This is a genomic window from Paracoccus sp. (in: a-proteobacteria) (assembly GCF_032007265.1).
Classification (GTDB): Bacteria; Pseudomonadota; Alphaproteobacteria; order Rhodobacterales; family Rhodobacteraceae; genus Paracoccus.
In genome coordinates, this window is the sequence record NZ_DALZMB010000058.1 from 1 (window position 1) to 25,374 (window position 25,374).

Annotated in this window: 31 protein-coding genes; 16 read left to right on the forward strand and 15 right to left on the reverse strand. The window is 59.7% G+C overall.

The window, feature by feature from the left end:
* The 3 genes from ligA to RTS12_RS12695 form a co-directional block, all read right to left on the reverse strand.
* Nucleotides 1-2,038, reverse strand: a 2,038-nt coding sequence (ligA, locus tag RTS12_RS12685) for an NAD-dependent DNA ligase LigA (protein WP_312529074.1), incomplete at its 3' end; no start/stop codon positions are given.
* 130 nt (nt 2,039-2,168) lie between these two features.
* Nucleotides 2,169-2,876 (reverse strand): response regulator transcription factor CtrA, encoded by a 708-nt coding sequence (ctrA, locus tag RTS12_RS12690; RefSeq protein WP_312529076.1) that lies wholly within the window; start codon nt 2,874-2,876, stop codon nt 2,169-2,171.
* 92 nt (nt 2,877-2,968) lie between these two features.
* The gene (locus RTS12_RS12695; RefSeq protein WP_312529078.1) at nt 2,969-3,244 is read right to left on the reverse strand and encodes a DUF1153 domain-containing protein; all 276 of its coding nucleotides are present in this window, start codon (nt 3,242-3,244) and stop codon (nt 2,969-2,971) included.
* A gap of 159 nt (nt 3,245-3,403) precedes the next feature.
* Here RTS12_RS12695 and mnmA point away from each other — a divergent pair, with 159 nt between their 5' ends.
* Entirely contained in the window at nt 3,404-4,573 is a 1,170-nt protein-coding gene (gene mnmA, locus RTS12_RS12700; RefSeq protein ID WP_312529080.1) for a tRNA 2-thiouridine(34) synthase MnmA, read from the forward strand.
* Between the two features lie 67 nt (nt 4,574-4,640).
* On the opposite strand, the gene RTS12_RS12705 is transcribed toward mnmA, so the two are convergent.
* Nucleotides 4,641-5,048, reverse strand: a complete 408-nt coding sequence (locus RTS12_RS12705) for a SufE family protein (protein ID WP_312529082.1) — start codon at nt 5,046-5,048, stop codon at nt 4,641-4,643.
* Between the two features lie 132 nt (nt 5,049-5,180).
* Here RTS12_RS12705 and RTS12_RS12710 point away from each other — a divergent pair, with 132 nt between their 5' ends.
* Nucleotides 5,181-5,720 carry a hypothetical protein gene (locus tag RTS12_RS12710; protein WP_312529084.1) on the forward strand — a complete coding sequence of 180 codons (540 nt, stop codon included), beginning with the start codon at nt 5,181-5,183 and terminating at the stop codon, nt 5,718-5,720.
* Between the two features lie 90 nt (nt 5,721-5,810).
* Here the strand turns inward: RTS12_RS12710 and RTS12_RS12715 are convergent, their stop codons facing one another.
* The 3 genes from RTS12_RS12715 to rplU form a co-directional block, all read right to left on the reverse strand.
* On the reverse strand, nt 5,811-6,359 hold the full coding sequence (locus tag RTS12_RS12715; protein WP_312529085.1) for a GNAT family N-acetyltransferase: 549 nt from the start codon (nt 6,357-6,359) through the stop codon (nt 5,811-5,813).
* A gap of 104 nt (nt 6,360-6,463) precedes the next feature.
* Nucleotides 6,464-6,736, reverse strand: a complete 273-nt coding sequence (rpmA, locus tag RTS12_RS12720) for a 50S ribosomal protein L27 (RefSeq protein WP_312529088.1) — start codon at nt 6,734-6,736, stop codon at nt 6,464-6,466.
* Between the two features lie 5 nt (nt 6,737-6,741).
* Nucleotides 6,742-7,170: a 50S ribosomal protein L21 gene (gene rplU, locus RTS12_RS12725; protein WP_312529090.1), complete on the reverse strand. Its 429-nt coding sequence runs from the start codon at nt 7,168-7,170 to the stop codon at nt 6,742-6,744.
* A 197-nt stretch (nt 7,171-7,367) separates the two neighbouring features.
* Here rplU and RTS12_RS12730 point away from each other — a divergent pair, with 197 nt between their 5' ends.
* The 5 genes from RTS12_RS12730 to RTS12_RS12750 all read left to right on the forward strand — a co-directional run bounded on the left by RTS12_RS12730 (nt 7,368) and on the right by RTS12_RS12750 (nt 9,359).
* Nucleotides 7,368-7,499, forward strand: a complete 132-nt coding sequence (locus RTS12_RS12730; RefSeq protein WP_312529092.1) for a hypothetical protein — start codon at nt 7,368-7,370, stop codon at nt 7,497-7,499.
* 202 nt (nt 7,500-7,701) lie between these two features.
* Nucleotides 7,702-7,914, forward strand: coding sequence for a hypothetical protein (locus RTS12_RS12735; RefSeq protein ID WP_312529094.1), 213 nt, complete (start codon nt 7,702-7,704; stop codon nt 7,912-7,914).
* A 160-nt stretch (nt 7,915-8,074) separates the two neighbouring features.
* The gene (locus RTS12_RS12740; RefSeq protein ID WP_312529096.1) at nt 8,075-8,335 is read left to right on the forward strand and encodes a hypothetical protein; all 261 of its coding nucleotides are present in this window, start codon (nt 8,075-8,077) and stop codon (nt 8,333-8,335) included.
* 58 nt (nt 8,336-8,393) lie between these two features.
* On the forward strand, nt 8,394-8,609 hold the full coding sequence (locus tag RTS12_RS12745) for a hypothetical protein (protein WP_312529098.1): 216 nt from the start codon (nt 8,394-8,396) through the stop codon (nt 8,607-8,609).
* Between the two features lie 18 nt (nt 8,610-8,627).
* Complete coding sequence (locus tag RTS12_RS12750) at nt 8,628-9,359, forward strand: GNAT family N-acetyltransferase (RefSeq protein ID WP_312529100.1); 732 nt, start codon at nt 8,628-8,630, stop codon at nt 9,357-9,359.
* A gap of 184 nt (nt 9,360-9,543) precedes the next feature.
* Here RTS12_RS12750 and RTS12_RS12755 read toward each other — a convergent pair whose 3' ends face one another.
* From RTS12_RS12755 to alr, 6 genes are all read right to left on the reverse strand, one after another.
* On the reverse strand, nt 9,544-10,476 hold the full coding sequence (locus RTS12_RS12755) for a hemolysin family protein (RefSeq protein ID WP_312529102.1): 933 nt from the start codon (nt 10,474-10,476) through the stop codon (nt 9,544-9,546).
* The gene (gene ybeY, locus RTS12_RS12760) at nt 10,473-11,006 is read right to left on the reverse strand and encodes an rRNA maturation RNase YbeY (protein ID WP_312529104.1); all 534 of its coding nucleotides are present in this window, start codon (nt 11,004-11,006) and stop codon (nt 10,473-10,475) included. Before ybeY ends, RTS12_RS12755 begins: the two co-directional genes overlap by 4 nt.
* A complete protein-coding gene (locus tag RTS12_RS12765; RefSeq protein WP_312529106.1) occupies nt 11,003-12,085 on the reverse strand; it encodes a PhoH family protein in 1,083 nt (360 codons plus the stop codon). Before RTS12_RS12765 ends, ybeY begins: the two co-directional genes overlap by 4 nt.
* 126 nt (nt 12,086-12,211) lie before the next feature.
* The gene (locus RTS12_RS12770; RefSeq protein WP_312529133.1) at nt 12,212-12,931 is read right to left on the reverse strand and encodes an ABC transporter ATP-binding protein; all 720 of its coding nucleotides are present in this window, start codon (nt 12,929-12,931) and stop codon (nt 12,212-12,214) included.
* A gap of 8 nt (nt 12,932-12,939) precedes the next feature.
* Nucleotides 12,940-13,701, reverse strand: coding sequence for an MlaE family lipid ABC transporter permease subunit (locus RTS12_RS12775; RefSeq protein WP_312529108.1), 762 nt, complete (start codon nt 13,699-13,701; stop codon nt 12,940-12,942).
* Nucleotides 13,698-14,714 (reverse strand): alanine racemase, encoded by a 1,017-nt coding sequence (alr, locus tag RTS12_RS12780; RefSeq protein ID WP_312529110.1) that lies wholly within the window; start codon nt 14,712-14,714, stop codon nt 13,698-13,700. Before alr ends, RTS12_RS12775 begins: the two co-directional genes overlap by 4 nt.
* A 169-nt stretch (nt 14,715-14,883) precedes the next feature.
* On the opposite strand from alr, the gene RTS12_RS12785 reads away from it, so the two are divergent.
* From RTS12_RS12785 to RTS12_RS12815, 7 genes are all read left to right on the forward strand, one after another.
* Nucleotides 14,884-16,416, forward strand: a complete 1,533-nt coding sequence (locus tag RTS12_RS12785; RefSeq protein ID WP_312529112.1) for an acyl-CoA carboxylase subunit beta — start codon at nt 14,884-14,886, stop codon at nt 16,414-16,416.
* Nucleotides 16,417-16,423: 7 nt separating this feature from the next.
* Nucleotides 16,424-17,152, forward strand: coding sequence for a DUF6497 family protein (locus RTS12_RS12790; RefSeq protein ID WP_312529114.1), 729 nt, complete (start codon nt 16,424-16,426; stop codon nt 17,150-17,152).
* Between the two features lie 184 nt (nt 17,153-17,336).
* Nucleotides 17,337-17,471 (forward strand): hypothetical protein, encoded by a 135-nt coding sequence (locus RTS12_RS12795; protein WP_312529116.1) that lies wholly within the window; start codon nt 17,337-17,339, stop codon nt 17,469-17,471.
* Nucleotides 17,472-17,576: 105 nt separating this feature from the next.
* Nucleotides 17,577-18,002 (forward strand): hypothetical protein, encoded by a 426-nt coding sequence (locus tag RTS12_RS12800; protein WP_312529118.1) that lies wholly within the window; start codon nt 17,577-17,579, stop codon nt 18,000-18,002.
* A gap of 145 nt (nt 18,003-18,147) precedes the next feature.
* Complete coding sequence (locus RTS12_RS12805; RefSeq protein WP_312529120.1) at nt 18,148-18,378, forward strand: YMGG-like glycine zipper-containing protein; 231 nt, start codon at nt 18,148-18,150, stop codon at nt 18,376-18,378.
* A 101-nt stretch (nt 18,379-18,479) separates the two neighbouring features.
* Nucleotides 18,480-20,528 (forward strand): acetyl/propionyl/methylcrotonyl-CoA carboxylase subunit alpha, encoded by a 2,049-nt coding sequence (locus tag RTS12_RS12810; protein ID WP_312529122.1) that lies wholly within the window; start codon nt 18,480-18,482, stop codon nt 20,526-20,528.
* 119 nt (nt 20,529-20,647) lie between these two features.
* Nucleotides 20,648-21,313, forward strand: coding sequence for a hypothetical protein (locus RTS12_RS12815; RefSeq protein ID WP_312529123.1), 666 nt, complete (start codon nt 20,648-20,650; stop codon nt 21,311-21,313).
* Here RTS12_RS12815 and RTS12_RS12820 read toward each other — a convergent pair.
* Together RTS12_RS12820 and RTS12_RS12825 are read right to left on the reverse strand one after the other, a co-directional pair.
* Nucleotides 21,279-21,488, reverse strand: a complete 210-nt coding sequence (locus tag RTS12_RS12820) for a hypothetical protein (protein ID WP_312529125.1) — start codon at nt 21,486-21,488, stop codon at nt 21,279-21,281. The genes RTS12_RS12815 and RTS12_RS12820 overlap by 35 nt on opposite strands.
* A 108-nt stretch (nt 21,489-21,596) precedes the next feature.
* Nucleotides 21,597-22,118, reverse strand: a complete 522-nt coding sequence (locus RTS12_RS12825; protein WP_312529127.1) for a DUF4174 domain-containing protein — start codon at nt 22,116-22,118, stop codon at nt 21,597-21,599.
* 57 nt (nt 22,119-22,175) lie between these two features.
* On the opposite strand from RTS12_RS12825, the gene scpA reads away from it, so the two are divergent.
* Complete coding sequence (gene scpA, locus RTS12_RS12830) at nt 22,176-24,320, forward strand: methylmalonyl-CoA mutase (protein ID WP_312529129.1); 2,145 nt, start codon at nt 22,176-22,178, stop codon at nt 24,318-24,320.
* A 237-nt stretch (nt 24,321-24,557) separates the two neighbouring features.
* Nucleotides 24,558-25,374: glycosyl transferase (locus RTS12_RS12835; protein ID WP_312529131.1), on the forward strand; the 817-nt coding region annotated here is incomplete at its 3' end.

The window sequence follows — 25,374 nt, forward strand, 5'->3', positions numbered from 1 at the left end:
CGGGCCCGGCGACCAAAAGATCGGTTTTCGCCGAAACCGATCCCGCCACCTTTGCCCCCAAAGCCTCGGCGCGTGCCTTGGCTTCGGCGCGGGTCATTTTCTCGAGCGTGCCGGTAAAGACCACGGTCTTACCAGCGATTTCGCTATTGCCGGGCGCGGGCGTGTCATCGGGCTGGATCTGCAATTGCGCAACCAGGCGGTCAATCGCCGCACGCTCGACCTCTTGATGAAAGGCGGTGACAAGGGTCGCGGCCATCACCTTGCCGACGCCGTCAATCGCCAGAAGATTGTGCCAATCCGGCCCCTCCTCTGGCGTGGCGCTGGTCATGGCCTGCTCAAATGCCAGCCAGGTTTGATAGTTGCGGGCCAAAAGTTTTGCGGCCTGTTCGCCAACATGGCGAATGCCAAGCGCGTTAATGACGCGGGCCAGCCCGATGCTGCGACGCGCCTCGATACCCCGAAACAGATTGCTGGCCGATTTCTCGCCCCAACCTTCGGCCACGCGCAGCTCATCACCATGCCTTGCCTCGAGGGTAAAGATATCGGCGGGTTCAGCGATCCAACCGGCGCGATAAAAGGCCTCGACCTGTTTGGCACCCAGCCCATCAATGTCAAATGCCGCGCGCGAAACAAAATGTCGCAATTTTTCGATCGCCTGAGCGGGACATGCCAGCCCCCCGGTGCAGCGGCGCACCGCATCACCCTCTTCTCGGATGGCAGCCGAGCCGCATTCCGGGCACTGATCTGGGAAGCCATAGGGCTTGCTGTCGGGCGCGCGCTTTTCCACATCGACATCCGCGATCTTGGGAATGACATCACCTGCGCGGTAGATCTGGACCCAATCCCCTTCACGAATATCGCGGCCATTGCGGATTGGCTGGCCCGAGGCATCGCGCCCGGCGATGTAATCTTCATTGTGAAGCGTCGCGTTCGACACAACCACGCCCCCCACCGTCACCGGTGCTAGGCGGGCAACAGGCGACAGCGCCCCGGTGCGACCCACCTGAATTTCGATACGTTCTAGTCGCGTCCATGCGGTTTGGGCTGGAAATTTATGGGCAAGCGCCCAACGCGGCGTTGTCGAGCGCAGCCCCAATCGAGATTGCAACGCCAGATCATCAACTTTGTAGACCACGCCATCAATGTCATATCCCAGCGAGGCGCGCTGCTGCTCGATGTTGCGCCAGACTTCGATCATATCCTCGACCGAATGGCAAAGACGCATCAGGGGATTGGTCTGAAACCCAAGTGCCCCAAGTCGCGCCACCGCATCCATCTGACTGCGCGCCAAAGGCGCGCTGATTTCGCCCCAAGCATAGGCAAAAAAGCGCAAAGGCCGCGCGGCAGTGATGGCGGCATCCAATTGGCGCAAAGAGCCCGCAGCGGCATTGCGCGGATTGGCAAAGCTGCGAGAGGGATCGGCGGCGTTCAAGACCTCGAAATCGTGGTGGCCCATGTAAACTTCACCGCGCACCTCGAGAATGTCGGGAAAGTCGCTGCCGATCAGCTGATGGGGAATATCGGCAATCGTGCGGGCATTGGCGGTGACATTTTCCCCAACAGCGCCGTCGCCGCGGGTCGCGGCCTGAACCAGCGCCCCATTTTCATAGCGCAGAGACAGGGAAAGCCCGTCGATCTTGGGCTCGGCGGTAAAGGCCAAGGGCGCGTTGGGGGAAAGCCCCAGAAAGGCCCTGACACGCTGGACAAATTCGGTGACATCCTCTTCGGAAAAGGCGTTTTCCAAAGACAGCATCCGCTGACGGTGGGGAATCTTTCCGAACCGACCATCTGGCGTGGCGCCGACTTGCTGGCTGGGGCTGTCGGCGGCAGCCAATTCCGGGAAACGCGCCTCGATCGCTGTCAGGCGCAGCTTGCATTCATCATATTCTGCATCGCTTAGGCTGGGTGCATCATCGCGATGATAGGCAAGATTGGCCTGAGCAATCACCTCGGTCAGCGCCGCGATCTCTTGCGCTGCTGCGTCATAGTCGAGATCCTCAACCGCAATTTCTTGCGTCAAACCCGTTTGCTTGACCATTGGGAAGCCCTGTCTTTGCCGTTATCATCTGATGGCACCGGGCAATATTCCCAATGCCATCAGGTGATAGCCGCCCTGAAAGACGCTTGTCCAGCACAGTCGGGGTTTCCGTCAGGCCAGCCCCGCGCCCTTAGGCGCCGACGACCATCCGGTTATGGGATACGATCGGCTCGCGCAGCACATAGCCCCGACCCCAGACCGTTTCGATGTAGTTTTCTCCGTTCAAGGCTGCTGACAGCTTTTTGCGCAGCTTACAGATGAACACATCGATGATCTTCAGCTCTGGCTCATCCATGCCGCCGTAAAGATGGTTCAGGAACATCTCTTTTGTCAGTGTCGTGCCCTTGCGCAGGCTGAACAGCTCAAGGATCTGGTATTCCTTGCCCGTCAGCTTGACCGGAAGCCCGTTCACCTCGACCGAGCGGGCATCAAGATCGACGATGATATGCCCGGTTTGGATCACCGAATGGCTATGCCCCTTAGAGCGGCGGATAATCGCTTGAATACGTGCAATCATTTCCTCGCGATGGAAGGGTTTGACCATATAGTCGTCGGCCCCAAAGCCAAAGCCACGCAGTTTGCTTTCAGTATCGTCCGAGCCGGTCAGGATCAGGATTGGCGTATCAACTCGCGACATGCGCAACTGACGCAAAACTTCCATCCCGTGCATATCCGGCAAATCAAGATCAAGCACGATGAGATCGTAATCATAGAGCTTCGCAAGATCGATGCCTTCTTCGCCCATGTCAGTCCGATAGACATTGTAATTGGCGGAGGTGAGTATCAACTCAATACTGCGGGCGGTGCTAGGGTCGTCCTCAACAAGCAAGATGCGCATTTCACTGTCCTCAAACTCTGCGGTTCAGATCTTAGATTGAGCACAAGAAGTTAATTTCTCGTTACCTTTCCCCCAAGTTAACCCTCAACAACCTAAAGTTGACGGAAATTTTGCAATTGTGTGACTTTTAGTGCATTTTTCCCATGCCGATGGATGGCGGCAAGCCAGCTGTCCAGCTCTTCATCGGTCAAACCATAGCGGACCAAGGCGTCGTCACGGGTCATCAGGCCGTATTCCACGGCTTCGGCGACAATTGCCTTGCGGCTGGCGACCCAGCGTGTGCTGGGTTCGGGCAAATCTGCCAAAGTCAGGATGCGGCCATCTGGCAAAGTGATCGTGCGCGGGCCGGGACTTTTTCTTAGAAACATCGAAACCACCTGTTCTCAACCCGGTCAGTTTTGCCCAGTTTGTCTTAATTCGCGATGAAGTTACGGGGGCAAATGCGCCTCGCTCCCCTTGAGAATAGTTAGGTTTTTCCCTATTTCAGCGGGTATGCGGCGCTCAGAAGCGCTGCGAAAGGATGATCCATGACACTGTCGACGCCGACCCTGCCCACGCAGGCGCAGGATGCGCCATTGAATTCATTGGGCTTTGCCAAGCCCCCGTCCCAGACCCGCGTGGTGGTTGCCATGTCGGGTGGTGTGGATAGTTCAGTCGTTGCGGCCCATCTGGCGGCCGAAGGGTATGATGTCATCGGGGTCACGCTGCAGCTTTACGATCACGGTGCAGCCCTGGCAAAAAAGGGCGCCTGCTGCGCGGGCCAAGACATTCACGACGCACGCCGCGTTGCTGAACGCATTGGCTTTCCGCACTATGTCCTTGATTACGAAAACAAGTTCCGCGAATCCGTGATCGAGGAATTTGCAGATGCCTATCTGGCAGGCGCCACGCCCGTTCCCTGCATCCGCTGCAACGAGCGTGTGAAATTCCGCGACCTGCTGGAAACCGCACGCGATCTTGATGCCGATTGCATGGCAACGGGCCACTATATCCGCCGCAATCAAGGTGATCGGGGCGCAGAGCTGCATATGGCGGCCGATGCCAACCGCGATCAAAGCTATTTCTTGTTCTCGACCACGCGCGAGCAGCTGGAATTTCTGCGCTTTCCGCTTGGGGGTCTGGCCAGCAAAGCAGAAACGCGCGCTATGGCCGCAGAATACGGCCTGGCGATTGCCGATAAGCCTGACAGCCAGGACATCTGCTTTGTGCCCAACGGCGATTATGCCAGCGTCATCGAAAAGCTGCGCCCAGGCGCGGCCGACCCCGGAGATATCGTCGATCTTGAGGGCAAAGTGCTTGGCCAGCACCGTGGCGTGATCCATTACACCATCGGTCAACGCCGGGGTCTGGGAATTGGTGGGCTGGGTGATCCGCTTTACGTGGTCAAACTTGACCCCGAGGCTCGCCATGTCATCGTCGGCCCGAAAGAGGCGCTGCGCACCAAAATCGTGCCCGTTACCGAGGTCAACTGGCTGGGTGACACCCCGTTCGAGGGCGAAATCCTGATCAACGCCCGCATTCGTTCGACCCGCCCGCCCAAGCCTGCGATCTTACGCGCAACTGGTCCCAATCGCGGCGAGATCGAGCTGTTGGACCCCGAGGAAGGCGTCAGCCCCGGTCAGGCCTGCGTTTTTTATGCCCAAGAGGGCACGCGCGTGCTGGGTGGTGGTTGGATCTCGCACCGCCGCGGCGGCTAAGGGCCCCTGGCCGCGCGAGCGTCGGATTTGGTGGTGGGGGGCGGCGTTGTGCCGCCCCCTGCTGCATTTAGGCCTCGCTTGCGTGCTGGCGAATACGCTCGACCATGGCGCGCAAGCCGTTCGAACGCTGCGCCGAAAGGTGATCGTTCAAACCCAAACGACCCAATTCCGCCGCCGCATCGATCTTAAGCACATCCGCCACCGGCACTTGTGCGTATAGCGCATGCAGGATCGCGATCAGTCCACGCACGATCAAAGCGTCACTGTCACCTTGAAAGTCGTATTTGCCATCCTCGATCCGCGGCATGATCCAGACTTGGCTGGCACAGCCCTCGACTTTCGTGGCGGGCACATGCAATGCGGGGTCCATGGCGGGCATGGCTTTGCCAAGCTCGATGACATGGCGGTAACGATCTTCCCAATCATCCAGAAAATCGAAGGTTTCGGCGATATCTTCAAATGCCGGAGTGGCCATTCGCGGCCTCCTTTCGCAAATCTGCCGAAGGGGATAGCGCGCCTGCGCGGGAAGGTCAAAGAGGCTTTCCCGCGCCGCCTACTTCCCCTATCAATGGCGCAAGTAATGAGGGCGAGCGGCGGGGAAGCGGCAATGCGGACAAGAACTTTCGGCCTGTTGGTGACGGCAGCTCTGGCGCTGGCAGCCTGTGGGGGTAATGGCAGCGGTAGTGGCAGCTCGGGCAGTGCCGGCAGCGGCCTGAACCCACTTGGCTGGTTCGGCGGCGGCAAAAAGGCCCCGGCCACGCTTGATCCCGATGGCGGCTACCCCTCTGAGCGCAACGACAATCGCGTGCCCGCAGGCCAGATCATCAGCGCGCGCTGGGAGCCGCTTTATGAAGGCGGCATGTTGATGGTTACGGCCCTGCCCGCAACCAAAGGCTGGTGGGCGATGAAGCTGATTACCGAAACGCCCATGCCCGAGGGCCGCGTTCGCGCCGATGAAAACGGCGTTCTGCGCCTGCGCCTTGTTGGCCTGCCGCCGCTTGAGAATACCTTTGAGGCCAGCGCACCTGCCAATCCGCAAAGCGACCGGGTCACTTTGGGCTTTACGCTGTCGCATGAGGCGATGGCGGGCCTGCGCGAAGTGGTTATCACCGGGGCATCCAATTCGATCAGCATCAAGCGCCGCTGATCGGATGCACGAAAAAGGCGCGGGAAACCCCCGCGCCTGATTTAAATGCCGTCTGGGATGCCGTGGCAAATGCGCCTTGGCGCTTGGGCCTTAGCCCATTTTCCGCAAATAGGTCCAAGTCGGCACACGCGCATCGCGCGCCACCGACCAGCTTTCGGCATCGCCAAGGTAGGCAAAGCCGCAATTCGTCAGAACGCGCGCCGATCCTGGGCTGTCCTGAAAAGCCTCGGCGAAAAATGTGCGGTCCTTATGGGGATTGGCGGTGACCAGCCCCTCGACCGCTTCGGTGGCAAAGCCCGTATTCCAAAAACCCGGCCCGATCCAAAAGCCCAGCTCAGAGCGCTGATCCTCGAGGCGCGTCAACGAGACCACGCCCAGAAGCTCGGCCAGATTGCTGCTGCTGCCATCGATGGCCCAGACATCTTCATCGCGGTTCTCGGCCATTGCGCGGGCAACATAGGCCTCGGCGGCCCCTGGCGGCAAAGGATGGGGGATTGAACGGGTCCCCTCAGCCACACGCTTATCTGCGGTGTAATGGGCGATCAGGCCCGAATCAGATTTGCGCAGGGGACGCAGAAGGAAACGCTCTGTCCGGATCTCCGGTTGAGTAACGGGCGGCACCTCAATTAATTCCTGCATATTCCTCACTCCCCACTCACGTAATAATTTAGTTAGAGCCCCCTGAAACGCCAAGGGGACCGGCTTTCGCCGATCCCCTCTAACACTGATGTGTTACAATCGGCTTACTCAGCAGCCTCAAGGTTCGCCGGCAGCACCGAAATAAAGGTGCGGCCCTTCAGACCCTTGTGGAACTTGATCTGACCATCGGTCAGAGCAAAGAGGGTGTGATCGCGGCCCATGCCAACGTTCTGGCCAGCCCACCAGGTCGTGCCGCGCTGGCGCACGATGATGTTGCCTGCAACCGCTGCCTGACCGCCATAAAGCTTCACGCCAAGACGGCGACCTGCAGAGTCGCGACCGTTGCGGGACGAACCGCCTGCTTTCTTATGTGCCATGGTGATTAGTCCTTCTTGGCTTCTTTCGCCGGCTTTTCAGCCTTGGCGGGCTTTGCAGCCGCTTGGATCGCAGCAAGGGAACCAGCGGTACGTGCGCCGATTGCAGCCTTGACGTCGGATTTGTCGCCGCCCTTTTCGAGCAGATCCGTGATGCGCACCAGCGTCAGTTGCTGACGGTGGCCACGGGTACGCTGCGAGCTGTGCTTACGACGGCGCTTGACGAAGGTGATGACCTTGTCAGCTTTGATCGTGTCGATCACTTCAGCCTGAACAGCGGCGCCAGCCACCAAAGGTGCACCAACGGTCGCGCCGATCATCAGCACGTCGTTGAACTGGATCTTGTCACCAGCTTCTGCGGCAAGTTTTTCAACGCGCAGCACGTCACCGGATTTAACCCGGTATTGCTTGCCGCCCGTCTTGAGAACTGCGAACATTAGGTCTTCCCTTGCTTCTCCGCGTCCTGCGGCCCCCGCATCTGCGGGTGTTGATGGGCCGAAACCCTGCCTTCGGACGGCGCACCCATGACTGGGTGAATGAAAATAAACAGCCCCGCCCGACGCAAAACGCCGTGCAGATCGCGCCCATATGCCAGATTCGTCCCTTCAAGTCAACCAAGATTAGGGACGCGACCATGGCCGCAACCCCTGAAATAGCTGAGCCGGACGAAGAAGACAACGTGGCTGAGATGACGGTTTCAGCGATCAGACAAATCCGCAACCTGGCCGGTCAAAAATCGGCCGGCGGCCCTATCACCTGGCTGTGACGGAACGTCATTCGGATTTGCCCGTTTCTTTGTCACCCAACGCTTAACTGTCACCCAACGCTTCACTGGCTGCGGCGCTTATATCAGCTCAAGGGGCTGGGCCGCCTGCCCCTTCACATCGCTCGACACCGGCCTGTTCGCGCCCACGCCATCAAACCGTGCCTCCAACTGCCACAAGCGGTCATGAACCAGCGAGGATCACATGAGCAAACTCACCGAAAGCCAACGCGATGCTTTGCCCGACAGCGATTTTGCGCTGCCCGGTCGCAAATATCCGATTGAGGATAAGGCCCATGCCCGCAACGCCAAAGCCCGTGCCGCCCAACAGGTCAAATCAGGCCATCTGTCAGACGCCGATCAACGCGAGATCGACGCCAAGGCCGATCGCGTCTTGCACGACCCCGACAAAACCTGAGCCTTGCCCTGCAAACGCACTGCAACGCTGAAAAAGGTTCTCGCAGGCGCAGCGCGTCTGCCTGACTTTCCAAACATATAAAACAAATGCGCCACTCTATTGGCTTTGTCTTTTGCCCGGCCTCATCCATTTTGCGAACGGGGCCTAATCGGATTGGCTCGTGGTTTTCTGGATTGTCATGTTGTTTTTGTCGTTGTTTTCGGATGATCAGATCGGGCGCCCGGTCCCGGTGAATGTGCCAGCCCAGCCCGAGGCGCAAAATTGCGATCAATTCGTCTTTCATAGCGATGGCGTTAACTCGCCAGCGGCAGAGGAGGCCACGTTTACGCCTCAAGCCGCGCTGGATGCTAATTGGCCCGAGCCCGCCAAAACAGCTGACATCAGCTTGCACGTGAGCGATCACTTTCAGTTTTTCGACTAGCTGTGCCCTCGCGATGGCTTTGACAGCCACGCCGCCTGGGCGTAAAGGCCGTGCGATCTTGCAGCTTGATGATGGCCAGCTTTGCCAAATCTGCAATGGACAGATCTTTTTTTCAGGCGATGGAAGCAAATACCAAACCAAGGTCCAGCTTTCGCACAAGCGAAAGGCGCTTCAATGCTGGAAAAAACACCTGATCTCTGTGGCGATGCAAACGGACTTTTCTGCAATTGTCCGCGCCCAACAATCTGACGCTCCTGCCAGCAATGACAGGTGAACTGAACAAAGGAATGCCATGATCGGTTTAAGCGGCACTATTTCCGCCTCTTCGCTTGCCGAGGCTGACATCATTCGTAGCCATTTGCCGCGTCACATTCGCCTGACGCGCAATGAGTTGGGCTGCCTGCGCTTTGATGCCCAGGTCACCGATGACCCCTTTGTCTGGCAAATTGACGAAGTCTTTCTGGACGAAGCAGCCTTTCAGGCCCACCAGACCCGCAATCAGACCAGTGAATGGTATCAGGTGACCGCAGGATTTGCGCGATCCTTCACCAAATTCGACGCTCAGGTTCAGATCCGCGATGAAGAGGCCGGAGATACATTTTCCGTCCTTTCCCTTTTGGCCGAGACATTTGACGGCGTGCGCGAGGCGCGCCTTTTGCAAAACCTGCGCGAGGATGGGGATCTGGCGCATTCCCTTGTCGCGGATGCCGGTGGTGCGATTTTGGGCCATCTTGCACTATCGCGGCTGCGCGCCGAGCATCCAGCCCTGGCACTGGCCCCGCTTGCGGTCTTGCCACGCGCACAAAGACGCGGGATTGCCTCGGCGCTGATCGGCGCGGCGATTGCCCGCGCACAAGAGCAATATCTGGTCGTTCTGGGCGAGCCTGATTTCTACAGCCGCTTTGGTTTCAATCCGGTGGCATGGGAATCGCCCTTTGCTGGGCCCTGCCTGCAGGCGCGCGGCCATAACCTGCCCCTGCGCAATCGCATCAGCCCTGCCCCCGCTTTCGAAAGCCTAAGCTAAGCGGGCCATAGGCGAGCGGATATTTCCGCCCAGAAAAATTGCCGCAAAGCAAAGCCCAGCCCAGCCCAGCATGGTGCTTAGCCCTGCATCTTTTCGGCCAAGCAAGCAGTGCACTTGAATGACAAACGCGCCCCTAAACCAAGGGGCGCGTTTGTTTTTGCATCGGTTGCGCAGATTTCAGGATCTATTCACCCGATTCCGTATTGCTGTCGTCGTTGCTGGGCAGGCGCAGGCGCACCCGTTTGACGCGGCGCGGATCGGCCTCGACGACTTCCAACTCGGCGCCATTATCCAGGCGGATCAGCTCGCCCTGCATCGGGACATGGCCGGTCAGCATGAAGATCAGGCCGCCAAGCGTATCGACATCTTCCTCTTCCTCGGGGGTCGACAACCTAAGGCCGGTGACGGTTTCGATATCTTCCAGCGGCGCGCGGGCCTGAATCAGCCAGACGCCGGGCTGTTCAAGATGCCACAGGTCGCCCTCGACCTCGTCATGCTCATCCTCGATTTCGCCGACGACCTGCTCGATCAGATCCTCGATGGTGACAAGCCCATCGACCCCGCCATATTCATCGATAACCAGCGCCATATGGATGCGCTTTTGCTGCATCTGCTGCAACAACACACCAAGCGGCATCGACGGCGGCACATAAAGCAATGGCCGCAACATCGGGCGCAGCGCGAATGCCGTCGGAGGCGTCGCACCAAAGCCATATTTGAGCGCAAAATCCTTGAGATGGATCAGGCCAAGCGGGCTATCTAGCGTGTCGCGATAGACAGGGATGCGGGTAAAGCCCTGCTCACGAAACAATGCGACCAGCGCGTCCATTTCGATCTCGACAGGGGCTGCCAAAATCTCGGCCTTGGGAACGGCCACATCATCGACCCGAAGGCGGCGCAGGTTCAAGACCCCGGGCGGCAAGGCCTGAGAAGAGCTGCGCCCCTCTTCTTCGCCTTGGCCATGTTCGCCTTCGGCCTCTCCGGCGCTGAACGCGCCCAAAAGGCGGCCAAACAGGCCGCGCGAAGGGGGCAGATCCCGCCCGTCGCCTCCGACGCCATCGGCCCAGCCGGCCGGATCAGAGGAAACGGGTGTGTCAGGACTTCGGTCGCTGCTCATCTTTCAATCTCGAAATAGGGATCGGAAATGCCAAGCTCGGCCAGAATGACGCGTTCGGCGCCTTCCATCGTCTCGGCGTCAGAATCGTCAATATGGTCGTAACCTGCCAAATGCAAAATAGCATGGACCAGCAGATGGGTCACATGATCTGCAAATGTCTTGCCCTGCTCAGCGGCCTCGCGCTGGCAGGTGTCATAGGCAATGGCGATATCGCCCAGCTCTGCCATGGGGGGCAGTTCGGGGCGCTCGCCCGGCGCATGGGCTGCAAACTCGCTTGAGGGCCAGGACAGCACATTGGTCGGACGCGGCTTGTCGCGAAATTCGTCGTTCAAGACGGCAATGCGCGCGTCATCGCAGGCCAGTACGACGATGCTCAGATCCGACTGACCCAGCCATTGCGACACAGCGTCCAGCGCGCGCTGGCACAATGGCTCCAGATCGGCGTCAAGCCAGCGCTCGTCCTCGATCACCAGCTCGACGGGTTCTGGGTCTTCCTCATCGGAATCCTCGAAAAAATCGTCGATCTTCATGAGAACGACCCGCCCGGCGCACGGCGTGGATTATGCGCCATACGGTCGTCACGTGCCTCGCCGCGGGCCAAGGCCTCGGCCGCATCCGCGTCATAGGCCTCGATGATGCGGGCAACCAGATTGTGGCGCACGACATCCTTGGAGGTGAAATAGGAAAAGCTGATGCCCTTGACGTCTTTCAGCAACCGCTCGGCCTCGACCAGACCCGAGGTGACACCGCGCGGCAGGTCGATCTGGCTGCGATCGCCCGTGATCACCATGCGGGACCCCTCGCCAAGGCGGGTCAAAAACATCTTCATCTGCATGGTGGTGGCGTTTTGCGCCTCATCCAGCACGACAAAAGCATTCGACAGGGTGCGCCCGCGCATGAAGGCCAAAGGCGCGATCTCGATGCGCTTTTCCTCCATCAGCTTTTGCATCTGCTTGCCGGGCAAAAAGTCGTTCAGCGCGTCATAAAGCGGCTGCATATAGGGATCGACTTTTTCCTTCATGTCACCGGGCAAGAAGCCCAGTCTTTCGCCCGCTTCGACGGCGGGGCGCGACAGGATGATCTTGTCGACATGGCCGCCGATCAACATGGTGACGCCCACGGCCACCGCAAGATAGGTCTTGCCCGTGCCGGCCGGGCCGATGCCAAAGGCCATTTCATTGGCAAATAGCGCGCGGACATATTCCTTTTGCCCGTCGGTCCGTGGCTCGACCGATTTCTTGCGGGTACGCAGCTCGATCGGGCCGGTCTGGAACATTTCCAGCTGCGCAGCCGGGCTGGGATGGTTGACGGCCTGCTCTGGCCCCATACGCAAGGCCGCATCGACCTCGGGCAGGCCGACGCTGCGGCCCTGTTCGAGGCGCGCATAAAGCGCACGCAACACCTGTTCGGCATCGCGCTGCGCCTCGGCTTCACCGACGACGGCAATCAAATTCCCACGCCGCAAGACATGGACGTTTAGCGATTCTTCGATACGTGCAAGATGTCTGTCATGAGGTCCGCACAAATCGATCAACAACCGATTGTCAGGGAATTCAATCAGAGTTTCGCCGGCGGTAGCAGTTGCACTTGGCAGTGGCGGTTGGCCCAAATTTCTCTCCGAAAGGGTAGGCGCGTCATTTTGAAAGTGTCAACGCGGGGGGATTCGCACAAGGGGGTCAGGGGTGGCTTTGGCTAAAAACGGCCGCCAAAGCGCAAATTTCATGCATCTGTTACCTCAGTCGCGCCAACGGCCATGGATGAAATCATGCAGGTATTCATCCTTTGCCGCAGACATTTCAGCCAGATCGCCCTGCCAGCGCAGGCGCCCCTGATCCAACAGGGCCACGCGATCCGCAATCGTCTGAACCGAGGTCATGTCATGGGTGATCGTGATGGCCGTGGCACCCGTCTCTTCGACAATACCACGAATCAACGCATTGATGCGCGCGGCGCGGATCGGATCAAGCCCGGTCGTCGGCTCGTCGAAAAAGATCACCGAGGGTGAGGCGGCAATGGCGCGGGCAAGCCCTGCCCGCTTGCGCATTCCCCCAGACAGCTCGGCCGGGAAAAGATCAGCCACCTCGGGACCAAGCCCGACGCGCGCCAGCTTTTCCAAGGCCAGCGTTCGGGCGGCGGGTGCGGGCATGGTTTGAAGCAGGCGAAAGGCCACATTCTTCCAGACCGGCAGACTGTCAAACAGCGCGGCATTCTGAAAGAGCATGCCAAAGCCGCTGAGAAAGGCCTTGCGGTTTTGCCCGCTCAGCGGCGCCCCCTGAAACAGGATCTGCCCGGCATCCGGGGTTTCAAGGCCCAGGATACAGCGTAGCAATACCGATTTTCCTGTCCCCGAACCGCCGATGACGACCAGACTTTGGCCCGCCTCGACGTCAAGATCGACCCCCGCAAGGACAGATTTGCGACCAAAGCTTTTGCTGAGGTTTCGGATCGAGATCAGCGGCGCCATCAGAAAAAGAGCCCCGTCAGCACGAAGTTCGCAGCCAGAATGGCAATAGAAGCTGCAACCACCGCATTGGTGGTCGCCCGCCCGACCCCGGCTGCGCCTCCGGCGGCATTCATGCCAAACCAGCACCCCGAGGTCGCGACGATCAGGCCAAAAAACGCGCCCTTGATCAGCCCCGACACCACATCCCAGCTTTGCAGAAAGGCCCAGCTTTGGCCCAGATAGATGGTCGAGTTAAAGCCCAGCATGTTCACGCCGATCAACCAGCCGCCCATGATGCCAATGACATCGCCGACGCCAACCAGCAAAGGCACCGTCAGAACCGCCGCCCAGAGCCGGGGCGAGACCAGCCATTTCACCGGGTCGCAAGACAAAGTCACCAAGGCATCAATCTGCTCTGAGACGCGCATCGTGCCCAACTCTGCGGCGATGGCACTGGCGACGCGCGCCGCCACCATCAACCCGCCCAGAACCGGGCCCAGCTCTCGGGCCATGCCAATGGCCACGACCGCTGGCACCACATCCGAGGCTTGAAAGCGTGCGCCCCCCGAATAAATCTGCAAAGCTAGTGCCGCCCCGGTGAAAAGCGCCGTCAGGCCGACGACGGGCAAAGACAGCCAGCCGATCTGCATGATCTGGCGCGCCAGCAGTTCAGGCCTTAACGGGAAAATCCCGGCCAGACCACGCCCCAGAAAACAGGCAATCCGCCCACAGCCGCGCGTTAGCCCAAGACTTGCAGCACCCGTCAGACGGATCAGGTTCACCGCCACTCTCGCGGATAGCGTCGGCCAAGCGCTGTCAGGATTTCATAGCCGATCGTGCCCGACATGGCCGCCAGCTCGTCAACGCCTTGCCGCTGATTAAGCAGTTCCAGCTCGGCAGGTACCTCGGCCAGATCGGTGACATCGACGGTGATCAGATCCATCGAGACGCGCCCGATCATCGGCACGGCCTGATCGCCGACCCAAAAGTTCAGCCCCTTATCCGCAAGACTGCGCGGCAAGCCATCGGCATAGCCCGCCGCCAAGGTCGCGATCCTTGAAGGGCGCGTCGCGGTCCAGGCATAGCCATAACCGACCGATTCCCCGACAGCCACATCGCGGGTCTGGATCACCGGCAGCGACAGATGCACGACCTTTTGCGCACCGATGAACGGATCGGCGCCGTACATACCGACACCGCAGCGCACGAGATCAAAATGAAAGCCCTGCCCCAGCAAAATGCCCCCTGTCGCGGCCAAAGCACGCGGCGCATCAATGCCGTCGGTCATGGCGCGAAAGGCCGCAAGCTGCGCGGCATTCGCATCGTGGTCAGGCTCATCGGCACAGGCCAGATGCGACATGATCAGCATCGGCCCTGCGGCCACAGCCTCGTCGCGAATGGCGGCCCATTCGCTTGGCTCAAAGCCAAGACGGTTCATGCCCGTATCAAGCTGGATGCCGAACGGCCCCTTTGGACGCAGAGCGCGATCGCGGAAAAACTGCGCCGGGCTGTTGAGCATGGGGATAAGCCCGCTCAGATCCTCGCCCTCCATATGGCCCGAGAGGACCAAGATACGGGCATCAGATGGAAGGATCGGGCGCAGTGCCCTGCCCTCACAAGCCATAGCGACGAAGAAATCTCTTGCCCCCGCCTCGTAAAGCGCTGGCGCAACCTGCGCGGCACCCAGCCCATAGGCGTCGGCTTTCACGACAGCACCCGGCCGGGCGGTCGGCGCCAGCGCGGCAAGTGCTTTCCAATTGGCCACAAGGGCCGAAAGTTCAATGATCAGTCCCATAATGACCGCATGTACCCCCGCCCTCGCAAGGTCAAGCACGGCATGACCGGGTTTAACTATTTTGCAATTTTGCAGCCCATCAGCCAGCTCGCGTTTGCAAATTTTCTGCTTTCTGCTTCCGAACCCGCCATTTGCACGTTAATCTTCATTCAGTCGAACGGAGGATGCGATGAAGGACATTCTGGACGAGTTGAACCAACGCCGCCGCGAGGCGCGCCTTGGCGGTGGCCAGCGCCGGATTGACGCCCAGCATGCCCGCGGCAAGCTGACGGCGCGCGAAAGGCTTGAGCTGCTGCTTGACGAAGGCAGCTTCGAAGAGTTCGACATGTTCGTCCGCCATCGCTCGACCGATTTCGGCATGGAATCCGACCGCCCCTATGGCGATGGTGTCGTGACCGGCTGGGGCACGATCAATGGCCGCATGGTCTATGTCTATAGCCAGGACTTCACCGTTTTCGGCGGCTCTCTTTCCGAGACCCACGCCAAAAAGATCTGCAAGATCATGGATATGGCGATGCAAAATGGCGCGCCGGTCATCGGCCTGAACGATTCGGGCGGGGCGCGCATCCAAGAGGGCGTCGCGTCGTTGGCCGGATATGCCGATGTCTTTCAGCGCAATGTGCTGGCCTCGGGCGTGGTGCCACAGATTTCCGTCATCATGGGCCCCTGCGCGGGTGGCGCGGTCTATTCGCCGGCGATGACGGACTTCATCTTCATGGTCAAAGACACGAGCTATATGTTCGTCACCGGCCCCGATGTCGTGAAAACCGTCACCAATGAGATCGTCACAGCCGAACAGCTGGGTGGGGCGTCGACCCATACCAAGAAGTCCTCGGTCGCGGATGGCGCCTTTGAAAACGATGTCGAGGCATTGTCGGAAATCCGCCGTCTTTTTGACTTCCTGCCGCTGAATAACCGCGAAAAAGCGCCGACCCGGCCCTTTTTTGACGACCCCAACCGCATCGAGGCCAGCCTTGATACGCTGATCCCCGACAACCCCAACCAGCCCTATGACATGAAGGAACTGATCCTGAAGGTCGCGGATGAGGGCGATTTCTATGAGATCCAAAAGGATTATGCCGGAAATATCATCACCGGCTTTATCCGCATGGAGGGCCAGACCGTCGGCGTGGTCGCAAACCAGCCGATGGTGCTGGCGGGTTGTCTGGATATCGACAGCTCGCGCAAAGCCGCCCGCTTCGTGCGTTTTTGCGATGCTTTCGAAATCCCGATCCTGACGCTGGTTGATGTGCCGGGCTTTTTGCCGGGGACCAGCCAGGAATATGGCGGTGTGATCAAACACGGCGCCAAGCTGCTGTTTGCCTATGGCGAGGCGACCGTTCCCAAGGTCACTGTCATCACCCGCAAAGCCTATGGCGGCGCATATGATGTGATGGCCTCCAAGCATCTGCGTGGGGATTTCAACTATGCCTGGCCCACCGCCGAAATCGCGGTGATGGGTGCCAAGGGCGCGGTCGAGATCCTTTATCGCAGCGAATTGGGCGATGCCGAAAAGATCGCCGCGCGGACCAAAGATTACGAAGACCGTTTCGCCAACCCGTTCGTGGCCGCTGAAAAGGGCTTTATCGATGAGGTGATCCAGCCGCGTTCGACGCGGCGGCGCGTCTGTCGGGCCTTTGCCAGCCTGCGCGGCAAAAAGCTGACCAACCCTTGGAAGAAGCACGATAACATTCCGCTGTGACGCCACTGTGACAAGCCGGTCTGCCGTTGATTACCCGATCTTGTGCCTGCTGTTTTCAGTGGGTCTGGATCTGACATCCGCAACGGCAGAGCCCGCCCCGCTGATCGATCTGCCCTCGGGCGCCCAAGTCTACCTTCAGGAAAAGCTCGAAGATAATGTCGGAGATTACGGTTTGACCCAGCGCTTTCGCTTTGTGATGCCAGATCTGTCAAAGCGCGTTCCCTCGACCGAGGGCTCGGCCACCGACTTCATCGAGGAAGATCTGCCGGAAAACGGCCAGCCCGGCTTGGCGGCGCAAAGCCCCGAGCATCAGGATATCGACACGCAAAGCATGGATGAGGGCACGGATTCCTCGGGAGATTATCTGGATGACGGCTCGGATAGCGGCATGATCGACCCTGCCGAATTCGACTTTCAACCCGTCATCACCATCCCCGGCGCCGAAGAGGCAGCGGATGCAGGTTTGGGCCTGACTTTATCCGAAGATGACGGCGAACTTTTGCCAGCCGCGCCCGATGCCCTGCTGAAAGACCCGATTCATGACGATATCGTCTGGATTTGCACGAATATCGCGTTGCCCGAAGCTCTGAAATCGGCCAAGCGACCCGAACAGATTGTGATCAGCCTTGCTGACCGGCAATCCGAGTTCGGGTCATATGACCCTGACGTCCTTCAGATTTTCGAATCCTTCTCTGTTCCGGCAGACAAGGACACATGCGAATGGAGACCATGGTGATGTCGCAACCCAGCGCCACTGATGCAGGCCTGCCACAGAGCAAGAGGCATGTTGCCCTCTCTCTGGCCGGTCCCTGTCTGGCGATCGATACGATCGCTAAGATGCCCCGTTGGAAGCATGTCGCTTCCGGTAAGAAACCGAGCAGCTGGGGTCATCAATCCCCGCGCACCAGGAGTTTTTCTCTATGTCGAAGAAACTTGTTCTCGCTCTCGCACTCGTTGGCTTTGCCGCAGCTTGCGCACCCAAAACCGAAGAAGTCATCGTTCCGGCTCCGGTCACCACTGAGCCTGTCTACAAGGGCAAGTTCGGCGCCAACTAATCTTGGCCTGCGCGGACGGCCCGTTCGTCCGCGCATTCCCGCGCCTTATGCTAAGGGTGTCTTAGCGCGCGCGTGCATGATCGCAGCCCCGATGGAGGTCGCATCATGCTGAAACACCGCGGTTTCCCCGGACGTCTTCCCTCGACCGATTTCCAGTTCACGATTCGGCGCGCCAACAAGAAAGGCGCGACCAAGCTGATCGCACGCGAACGCTTTCGTGACCGCCTGCCGCCCGACAAGCGCGCGGATGCAGGCTTTCTGGCAGCTTTGATCAACCATTTCGGTGACGAGCCCTTTGAACGGGGCAACCTGGACGGCGGCCGCCTGTCATGGCTGCTGGGCCGCGAGGTTGTGGCCGTGGGAAAGCTAAACCCCACCAGCTATGAGCAACTTCTGCGCGTCGACATGAAAAAGGCCGAAGCCAATTTTCCCGAGCTTTTCGCCGCCGAGCCGCCTGATTTCGATTGGGACGAAGAATTCGGCGATGATTGGGATGATGAGGATTTCGACGACGAGAACGCAGACGACTGATGCGCATGTCTTTGCCGAAGCTTTCATTTTCACGGCCATTTCAGTTGGCTCGCGAGGGAACTTATGCGATTGGAGAGGAATTGACTAACCATCCTCTCCGGTTCCTGATGGCATCGGCGGGACAAACAACCAGAGGCAGTCTAATATGCAGACTCGTAACTTCTTCCGTCTTTCGGCTCTTCTCGTGGTCGCTTCGACCTTGGCTGCTTGCCAGCCGGGCCAGCAGATCAGCCCGAACGTCCGCAACGCGGCCATCGGGGCCGGCGCTGGCGCAGTTGCTGCAAAAGCCTTCGACGGCAACGCAACCAAAGGCGCACTTGCTGGTGCGGCTCTTGGCGCGCTCTGCAACGACGCAGGCGTCTGCTCGGGCTACTGATACTTCCTATCAGTCTGAAAAAATCAGCGCCGTCTCCGCTTTTGCGGGGGCGGCGTTTTCTATTTCAACGCCGCAGTTTCGGCCCCATCCTCGAGTCGCACATGTTTAAGAAGATCCTGATCGCCAACCGTGGCGAGATCGCCTGCCGCGTCATCAAGACCGCCCGCAAGATGGGGATTGCGACCGTGGCCGTATATTCTGACGCGGATCGCAATGCGCTGCATGTGCGGATGGCTGATGAGGCGGTGCATATCGGGCCCTCGCCCGCCAACCAGTCCTATATCGTCATTGACAAGATCATGGAGGCCGTGCGCCAGACCGGCGCCGAAGCGGTCCATCCCGGTTATGGGTTTCTGTCCGAAAACCGCAAATTTGCCGAAGCCCTAGAAGCTGCCGGCGTTGCCTTTATCGGGCCGCCCTCTTCTGCGATCGAGGCGATGGGCGACAAGATCACCTCGAAAAAGATCGCGCAAGAGGCAGGCGTCTCGACGGTGCCGGGCTATATGGGCCTGATCGCCGATGCCGAAGAAGCCGTGAAGATTGCCCAGCAGGTCGGCTATCCGGTGATGATCAAGGCAAGCGCGGGCGGTGGTGGCAAAGGCATGCGCATTGCCTGGAACGATCAAGAGGCGCGCGAGGGCTTTGAATCTTCGCGCAATGAAGCCGCCAACAGCTTTGGCGATGACCGCATCTTTATCGAGAAATTCGTCACCCAGCCACGCCATATCGAAATTCAGGTTCTTGCCGATAAACAGGGCAATTGCGTCTATCTGCACGAGCGCGAATGCTCGATCCAGCGCCGCAACCAAAAGGTCATCGAAGAGGCCCCCTCGCCCTTCCTTGACCCCGCCACGCGCAAAGCAATGGGCGAGCAATCCGTCGCTTTGGCGAAAGCCGTAGGCTATACCTCGGCTGGCACGGTTGAGTTCATCGTGGATGCCGAGCGGAATTTCTACTTTCTGGAAATGAACACGCGCCTTCAGGTCGAGCATCCGGTCACCGAGCTGATCACAGGTGTCGATCTGGTCGAGCAGATGATCCGCGTCGCCGATGACCAGCCCTTGCCCTTCACGCAAGAGGATCTGACGATCAACGGCTGGGCGATTGAAAGCCGTCTATATGCCGAAGATCCTTATCGCAATTTCCTGCCCTCGATCGGGCGGCTGACCCGCTATCGCCCGCCAGCCGAGGTGGCGGCAGGGCCGCTGAAGGCCTCGGGCAATTGGGTTAACGCCAGCGAGGGTCAGGACAGCCCGGTTGCCGTGCGCAATGATACCGGCGTCTTTGAGGGCGGCGAGATCAGCATGTTCTATGACCCGATGATCGCCAAGCTGTGCACATGGGCGCCAACGCGCGCCGAGGCGGTCGATGCGATGCGTCAGGCGCTTGACGAGTTCGAGGTCGAGGGCATTGGCCACAACCTGCCCTTCCTTTCGGCTGTGATGGACCATCCCCGTTTCACTTCCGGCAATATTTCCACCGCCTTTATCGCCGAGGAATATCCCGAGGGCTTTCTTGGCGCGACGCTGTCTGCTGCCGAGATCGAGCGCGTGGCCGCGGCGGCCGCAGCCATGTTCCGGGTCGCCGAGATCCGGCGGGCGCGCATCTCGGGGCGGCTCGACAATCACGAACGCCATGTCGGTGAGCATTGGGTCGCCACCCTTGCGGGACAGGAAATCCCCGTGCGCATCACGGCCGACAAAGCCGGCGCGACGGTTCAAATCCAGGACCGCAAGCTGCGCGTCGAAAGCGATTGGTTGCCGGGGCAGTCTCTTGCCCATGTCAACGTCGATGGCACGCCTTTGGTCATGAAGGTCGAACGCGCCAGCTCGGGCTTTCGGCTGCGGCTGCGCGGGGCTGATCTGATTACCCATATCCGCCGCCCGCGTGCCGCAGAACTGGCGCGTTTGATGCCGGAAAAGATGCCGCCCGACACTTCGAAATTCCTGCTGTGCCCGATGCCGGGGCTGGTCGTGAAGATCAATGTGGTCGCGGGCGACGAGGTCCAGGAAGGCCAGGCATTGGCCACGGTCGAGGCCATGAAAATGGAGAACATCCTGCGCGCCGAGCGGCGGGCCGTGGTGAAATCCGTCAATGCTGCGCCGGGTGAAAGCCTGAAGGTCGATGATGTGATCATCGAATTCGAGTAAGCCCATCATGCCCGCCCCCAACCGCATCGCACCCAGCCCCTTCCTGCCCTTTTGCAGGGCATGGGCCGTGTCGATGCGGGCTTTAGGGGGCAAGCCGCCAATCAGGAAGGGGACGGTCGATGCCCTCGCCCATTGATGAATGGATCAACCCTGCGGTTCAGGGCGCGCTCGTCGCGGCCTGTGTCGCGATGGGCGGCTGGATCTATAATGGGCGACAAAACCGGCGCATTGCCGCGCAATTGCGTGGCGAAAGGGTCGATGATTTACAGCGCGCTATTCTGGCCGAGATTCGTGCCCATGTCGTCGCGCTGGAAAACCAGCAGCTCTCCTTCGAGGCCAGCGTCGAGATCGTCGAGCGGGTGCGGCGCGGAGGCTATATCCCCTCGATCCCCAGCGAGGCCAATGACCGCATTTTTCGCGCCGTCATCGCCGAGATCCACGTCTTGCCAGCCGCCGTCATTGACCCTGTCGTGATCTATTACCGGCTGCTGGCAATCATGGCCTCATTGGCAAGTGATGTGCAGACGCTTGCCCGCAAAGACGCGGAACGCGCAGCGCAAATGATGGCGGATTATCTGGCGTTAAGTGATGAGGCGCTTGAGGCAGGCCGCTATGCCATGATCCTGCTGTCGGCCCAGCTGGATGGCGGCGACGCAGCGATTGCGGCATTGATGGATAATGCCGCACAAGCGGAACAGGCGCAGATCACCGCAACCCTGCCCAACGAGCTAAAAGATCTGCGCGAGCGCCTTAATAGGCGATCTTCGGACCGGAGCGGCCTTTGATGGGGCGCAAACCGATCGCATTGGTGATTTCATTGGCGGTGCGGGCTTTCGCCAGCCGCTCGACCAGTTTTTCGGTCGCCGAGGCCGGTCTGGCGCGCCCGGCCTTGGGCATCGCGCCATCAGCCGGGGCCGCAGCACGCAGGTCGGTCTTGGGCGAGATCATCGACTTGGGCATTTTCGGCTCCTTTCAGGGCAGCAAAACCTGCTCCTTCATGAACAAGGTAGTGCGCCTTTGGGCTTCGCGCAATATGTTGCGCTGCAACAAGGTTAAATGCAGCCTGCCCTATGGAACCAGCGCCGCGCCTCCGATCTCTTGCCGGCGCAGCGGGGTCTTGTCGATGGCACGGGTGATTTCGCGCACCGACCAGGGCGCGGGCTTGCGCTGTTTGACCTGGCCGTCCTTATCGACCAGAACCAGCGAAAACCCCTCGGGGCGCAGGCTGCGCCGCCAGGCCGAATTGGCAGCAGGATCGGCATCGGCGATCACCACGACATCGCGCGTCAACAGCGGTGCGGGGTCGCGGGTCAGCATTTTGAGCTGGTCGATGAAGGCGGGATCTTGTTGCGAATCCGCAAAGACCACCACTGGGCGCGCCTTCCACAGATATGCACCCGGTTCGACCTCGCTGGCATCAAGGATTTCGATTTCGCCCGCGCTAAGCGGCGCGTCGACGGGATCGCTGGCACTGTCCTCGCCAATGGTCGTGCGCACGAAACCCGTGCCGCGACCGTCATTCGCCGGCCGGTCGCCCATCGCGGCCCCCAGCGGGACCGCACAAAACAGAATCAATCGACTGAACTTCATCACCGCCTCGTTTCCCCCTTCATATAGGGGCGATGTCGGCAGGGGAAAGGATGCAACATGACCGAGAATGCGAAACCCTCGTTGGAGGACTGGCGCAAGCTGGCCAGCAAAGAGCTGAAAGGCGCCGATCCCGCCACACTTGACTGGCAGACCTTAGAGGGGATTACGGTCAAACCGCTTTATACCGAAGAGGACGTCCAGGGCTTGCCCCATCTGCAAGGATTGCCGGGTATTGCCCCTTTCACCCGCGGACCTCGCGCCACGATGTATGCCGGTCGCCCATGGACGATCCGCCAATATGCGGGCTTTTCGACGGCCGAGGAATCCAACGCCTTTTACCGAAAGGCATTGGCCGCGGGTCAGCAGGGTGTCTCGGTCGCCTTCGACCTTGCAACCCATCGCGGCTATGACAGCGACCATCCCCGTGTCGAAGGGGATGTCGGCAAAGCTGGCGTCGCGATCGATTCGGTCGAGGATATGAAGATCCTGTTCGATGGCATCCCGCTGGACAAAGTATCTGTCTCGATGACGATGAACGGCGCGGTGATCCCGATTTTGGCGAATTTCATCGTCACAGGTGAAGAACAGGGCCATTCGCGCGCGGTGCTGTCGGGCACGATCCAGAATGACATCCTCAAGGAGTTCATGGTTCGCAACACCTATATTTATCCGCCCGAACCCTCGATGCGCATCATCGCGGATATTATCGAATATACCGCCAATGAGATGCCCAAGTTCAACTCGATCTCGATTTCCGGCTATCACATGCAGGAAGCGGGTGCGAACCTGGTACAAGAGCTGGCCTATACTTTGGCCGATGGACGCGAATATGTCCGAGCCGCGCTGAATGCGGGAATGGATGTCGATGCTTTCGCAGGAAGGCTGTCGTTCTTTTTCGCGATCGGGATGAATATCTTCATGGAGGCCGCCAAGCTGCGTGCCGCGCGGTTCCTGTGGCACCGCATCATGACCGAGTTTCAGCCGAAAAAGCCGGGCTCACTGATGCTGCGCACGCATTGCCAGACCTCGGGGGTCAGCCTGCAAGAGCAAGATCCCTATAACAACGTCGTACGCACCGCCTATGAGGCAATGGCTGCGGCACTTGGCGGAACCCAATCGCTTCATACCAATGCGCTGGATGAGGCAATCGCCCTTCCCACCGATTTCAGCGCACGTATCGCGCGCAACACCCAGCTGATCTTGCAAGAGGAAACCGGCATCACCCATGTCGTCGATCCTTTGGCGGGGTCTTACTATGTCGAAAGCCTGACGGCCGAATTGATCGAAAAGGCCTGGGCCTTGATCGAAGAGGTCGAGGCCATGGGGGGGATGACCAAGGCAGTGGCCTCGGGGATGCCAAAGCTGCGCATCGAGGAAACCGCAGCGCGCCGTCAGGCGATGATCGACCGTGGCGAAGAGGTCATCGTCGGCGTCAACAAATACCGCCTGGCGCAGGAAGATGCGATCGACATCCTGGATATCGACAACGTCAAAGTGCGCGACAACCAGATCGCGCGGCTGCAACAGATCCGTGCCAGCCGCGACGAGCAGGCCTGTCAGGCCTCACTGGCCGAATTGGGCCGCCGCGCACGCGCGGGCGGAAATCTGTTGGAAGCAGCGGTCGAGGCAGCCCGCGCAAGGGCCACAGTCGGAGAAATCAGCATGGCCATGGAAGATGAATTCGGCCGCCACCGTGCCGAGGTGAAAACCTTGGCCGGGGTCTATGGCGCCGCATATGAAGGCGATGCCGATTTCGCGCAGATCCAAAAAGACGTCGAAGCCTTTGCCGAGGAAGAGGGCCGCCGCCCGCGGATGCTTGTGGTCAAAATGGGTCAGGACGGTCATGACCGGGGCGCAAAAGTCATTGCCACCGCCTTTGCAGATATCGGCTTTGACGTCGATGTCGGCCCGCTTTTTCAAACCCCTGAAGAAGCGGCACAGGACGCGATCGACAATGACGTTCATGTCGTGGGCATCTCGTCACAGGCCGCCGGCCACAAGACCCTTGCCCCCAAGCTGATCGCCGCGCTGAAAGATCAGGGCGCCGAGGAGATCCTGGTCATCTGCGGCGGCGTCATTCCGCAGCAGGATTACGATTTCCTGAAAAATGCGGGTGTGAAGGCGATTTTCGGACCGGGGACGAATATTCCAAGCGCCGCGCGCGATATCCTGGAACTGATCCGGGCGTCGCGAAAGCGCTGAGATATGGCCGGGGCCGCGCTGAAGCTGGCCCCGGCATTTTTTAGGATTTGAGTTTGGGTATTTGGGTGATGAAGAAAGCGCCTGTGCGCTGAGAAGGCTGCTGGGAGTTGATTTCAGGGATCCGCGCTTGAAGCGGATTTGGCAGGGCTTTGCCGGGAAGGTCGCTGATTGCCCAGAGGGCGGCTTGTCTCTGCGCTGACGCTGTGAAAGACTCGCGCCTAAAGAGGCGAGGTCCCGATGAGTGACGAGGTAAGTGACGGCCGCAATGGTCAGGTCAAGCAGATCATCTGCATCAAATGGGGCGACAAGTTCGGCCCGGAATTCGTCAATCGCCTTCACGGGATGATCTCGCGAAATATCACGCCGCCGTTCCGGCTGTTTTGCTTTACGGATAACGGTGAGGGGCTGCATCCTGATGTCGCTGTGCGCCCTTTGCCCGAGTTCTCTTATGAGGCGCCGGTCAAGACCAAGGGAAAGTGGCCCAAGTCCCGCCTATGGGGCGATTTGGGGGATGTTCGGGGCGTCGTGCTTTTCCTGGATCTTGACGTGATCATCACCGACAGCATTGACGATTTCTTTAGCTATGGCGATCCGGATGATACGGTTTTGGGGCTGAACCCCAATACGCCGTTTGAAAAGATGGGGCAGACATCGGTTTATCGGATGCGCGTGGGCAAGCTGAAGCCCTTGCAGGATATTTTCCGCGCCGATCCGCAGGGGGCGGCGGATAAATACAAATATGAACAGCGCTTCGTCACCCGCAATGCGCCCGGTGGGGTCAAGTTCTGGCCCAAAGGCTGGCTAGCACATTTTCGCATGCAATGCGTGCCGAACTTTCCTTTGAACTATTTCCGCGAGGCCAAGATCCCGGACCGCACCAAGATCGTGATCTTTCCGGGCAACCTGAACCCGCCCGATGCGATTGCGGGGCGCTGGGACGAGGCCGATGAGGCGCGGGCGCCGCTGGATCATCTGCGCGCGGCCTTTGACGGGCGCCGCCGTGAGAGTTTGAGCAAGCATTTGCGCCATTATCTGCGCCCGGTCAGCTGGGTCG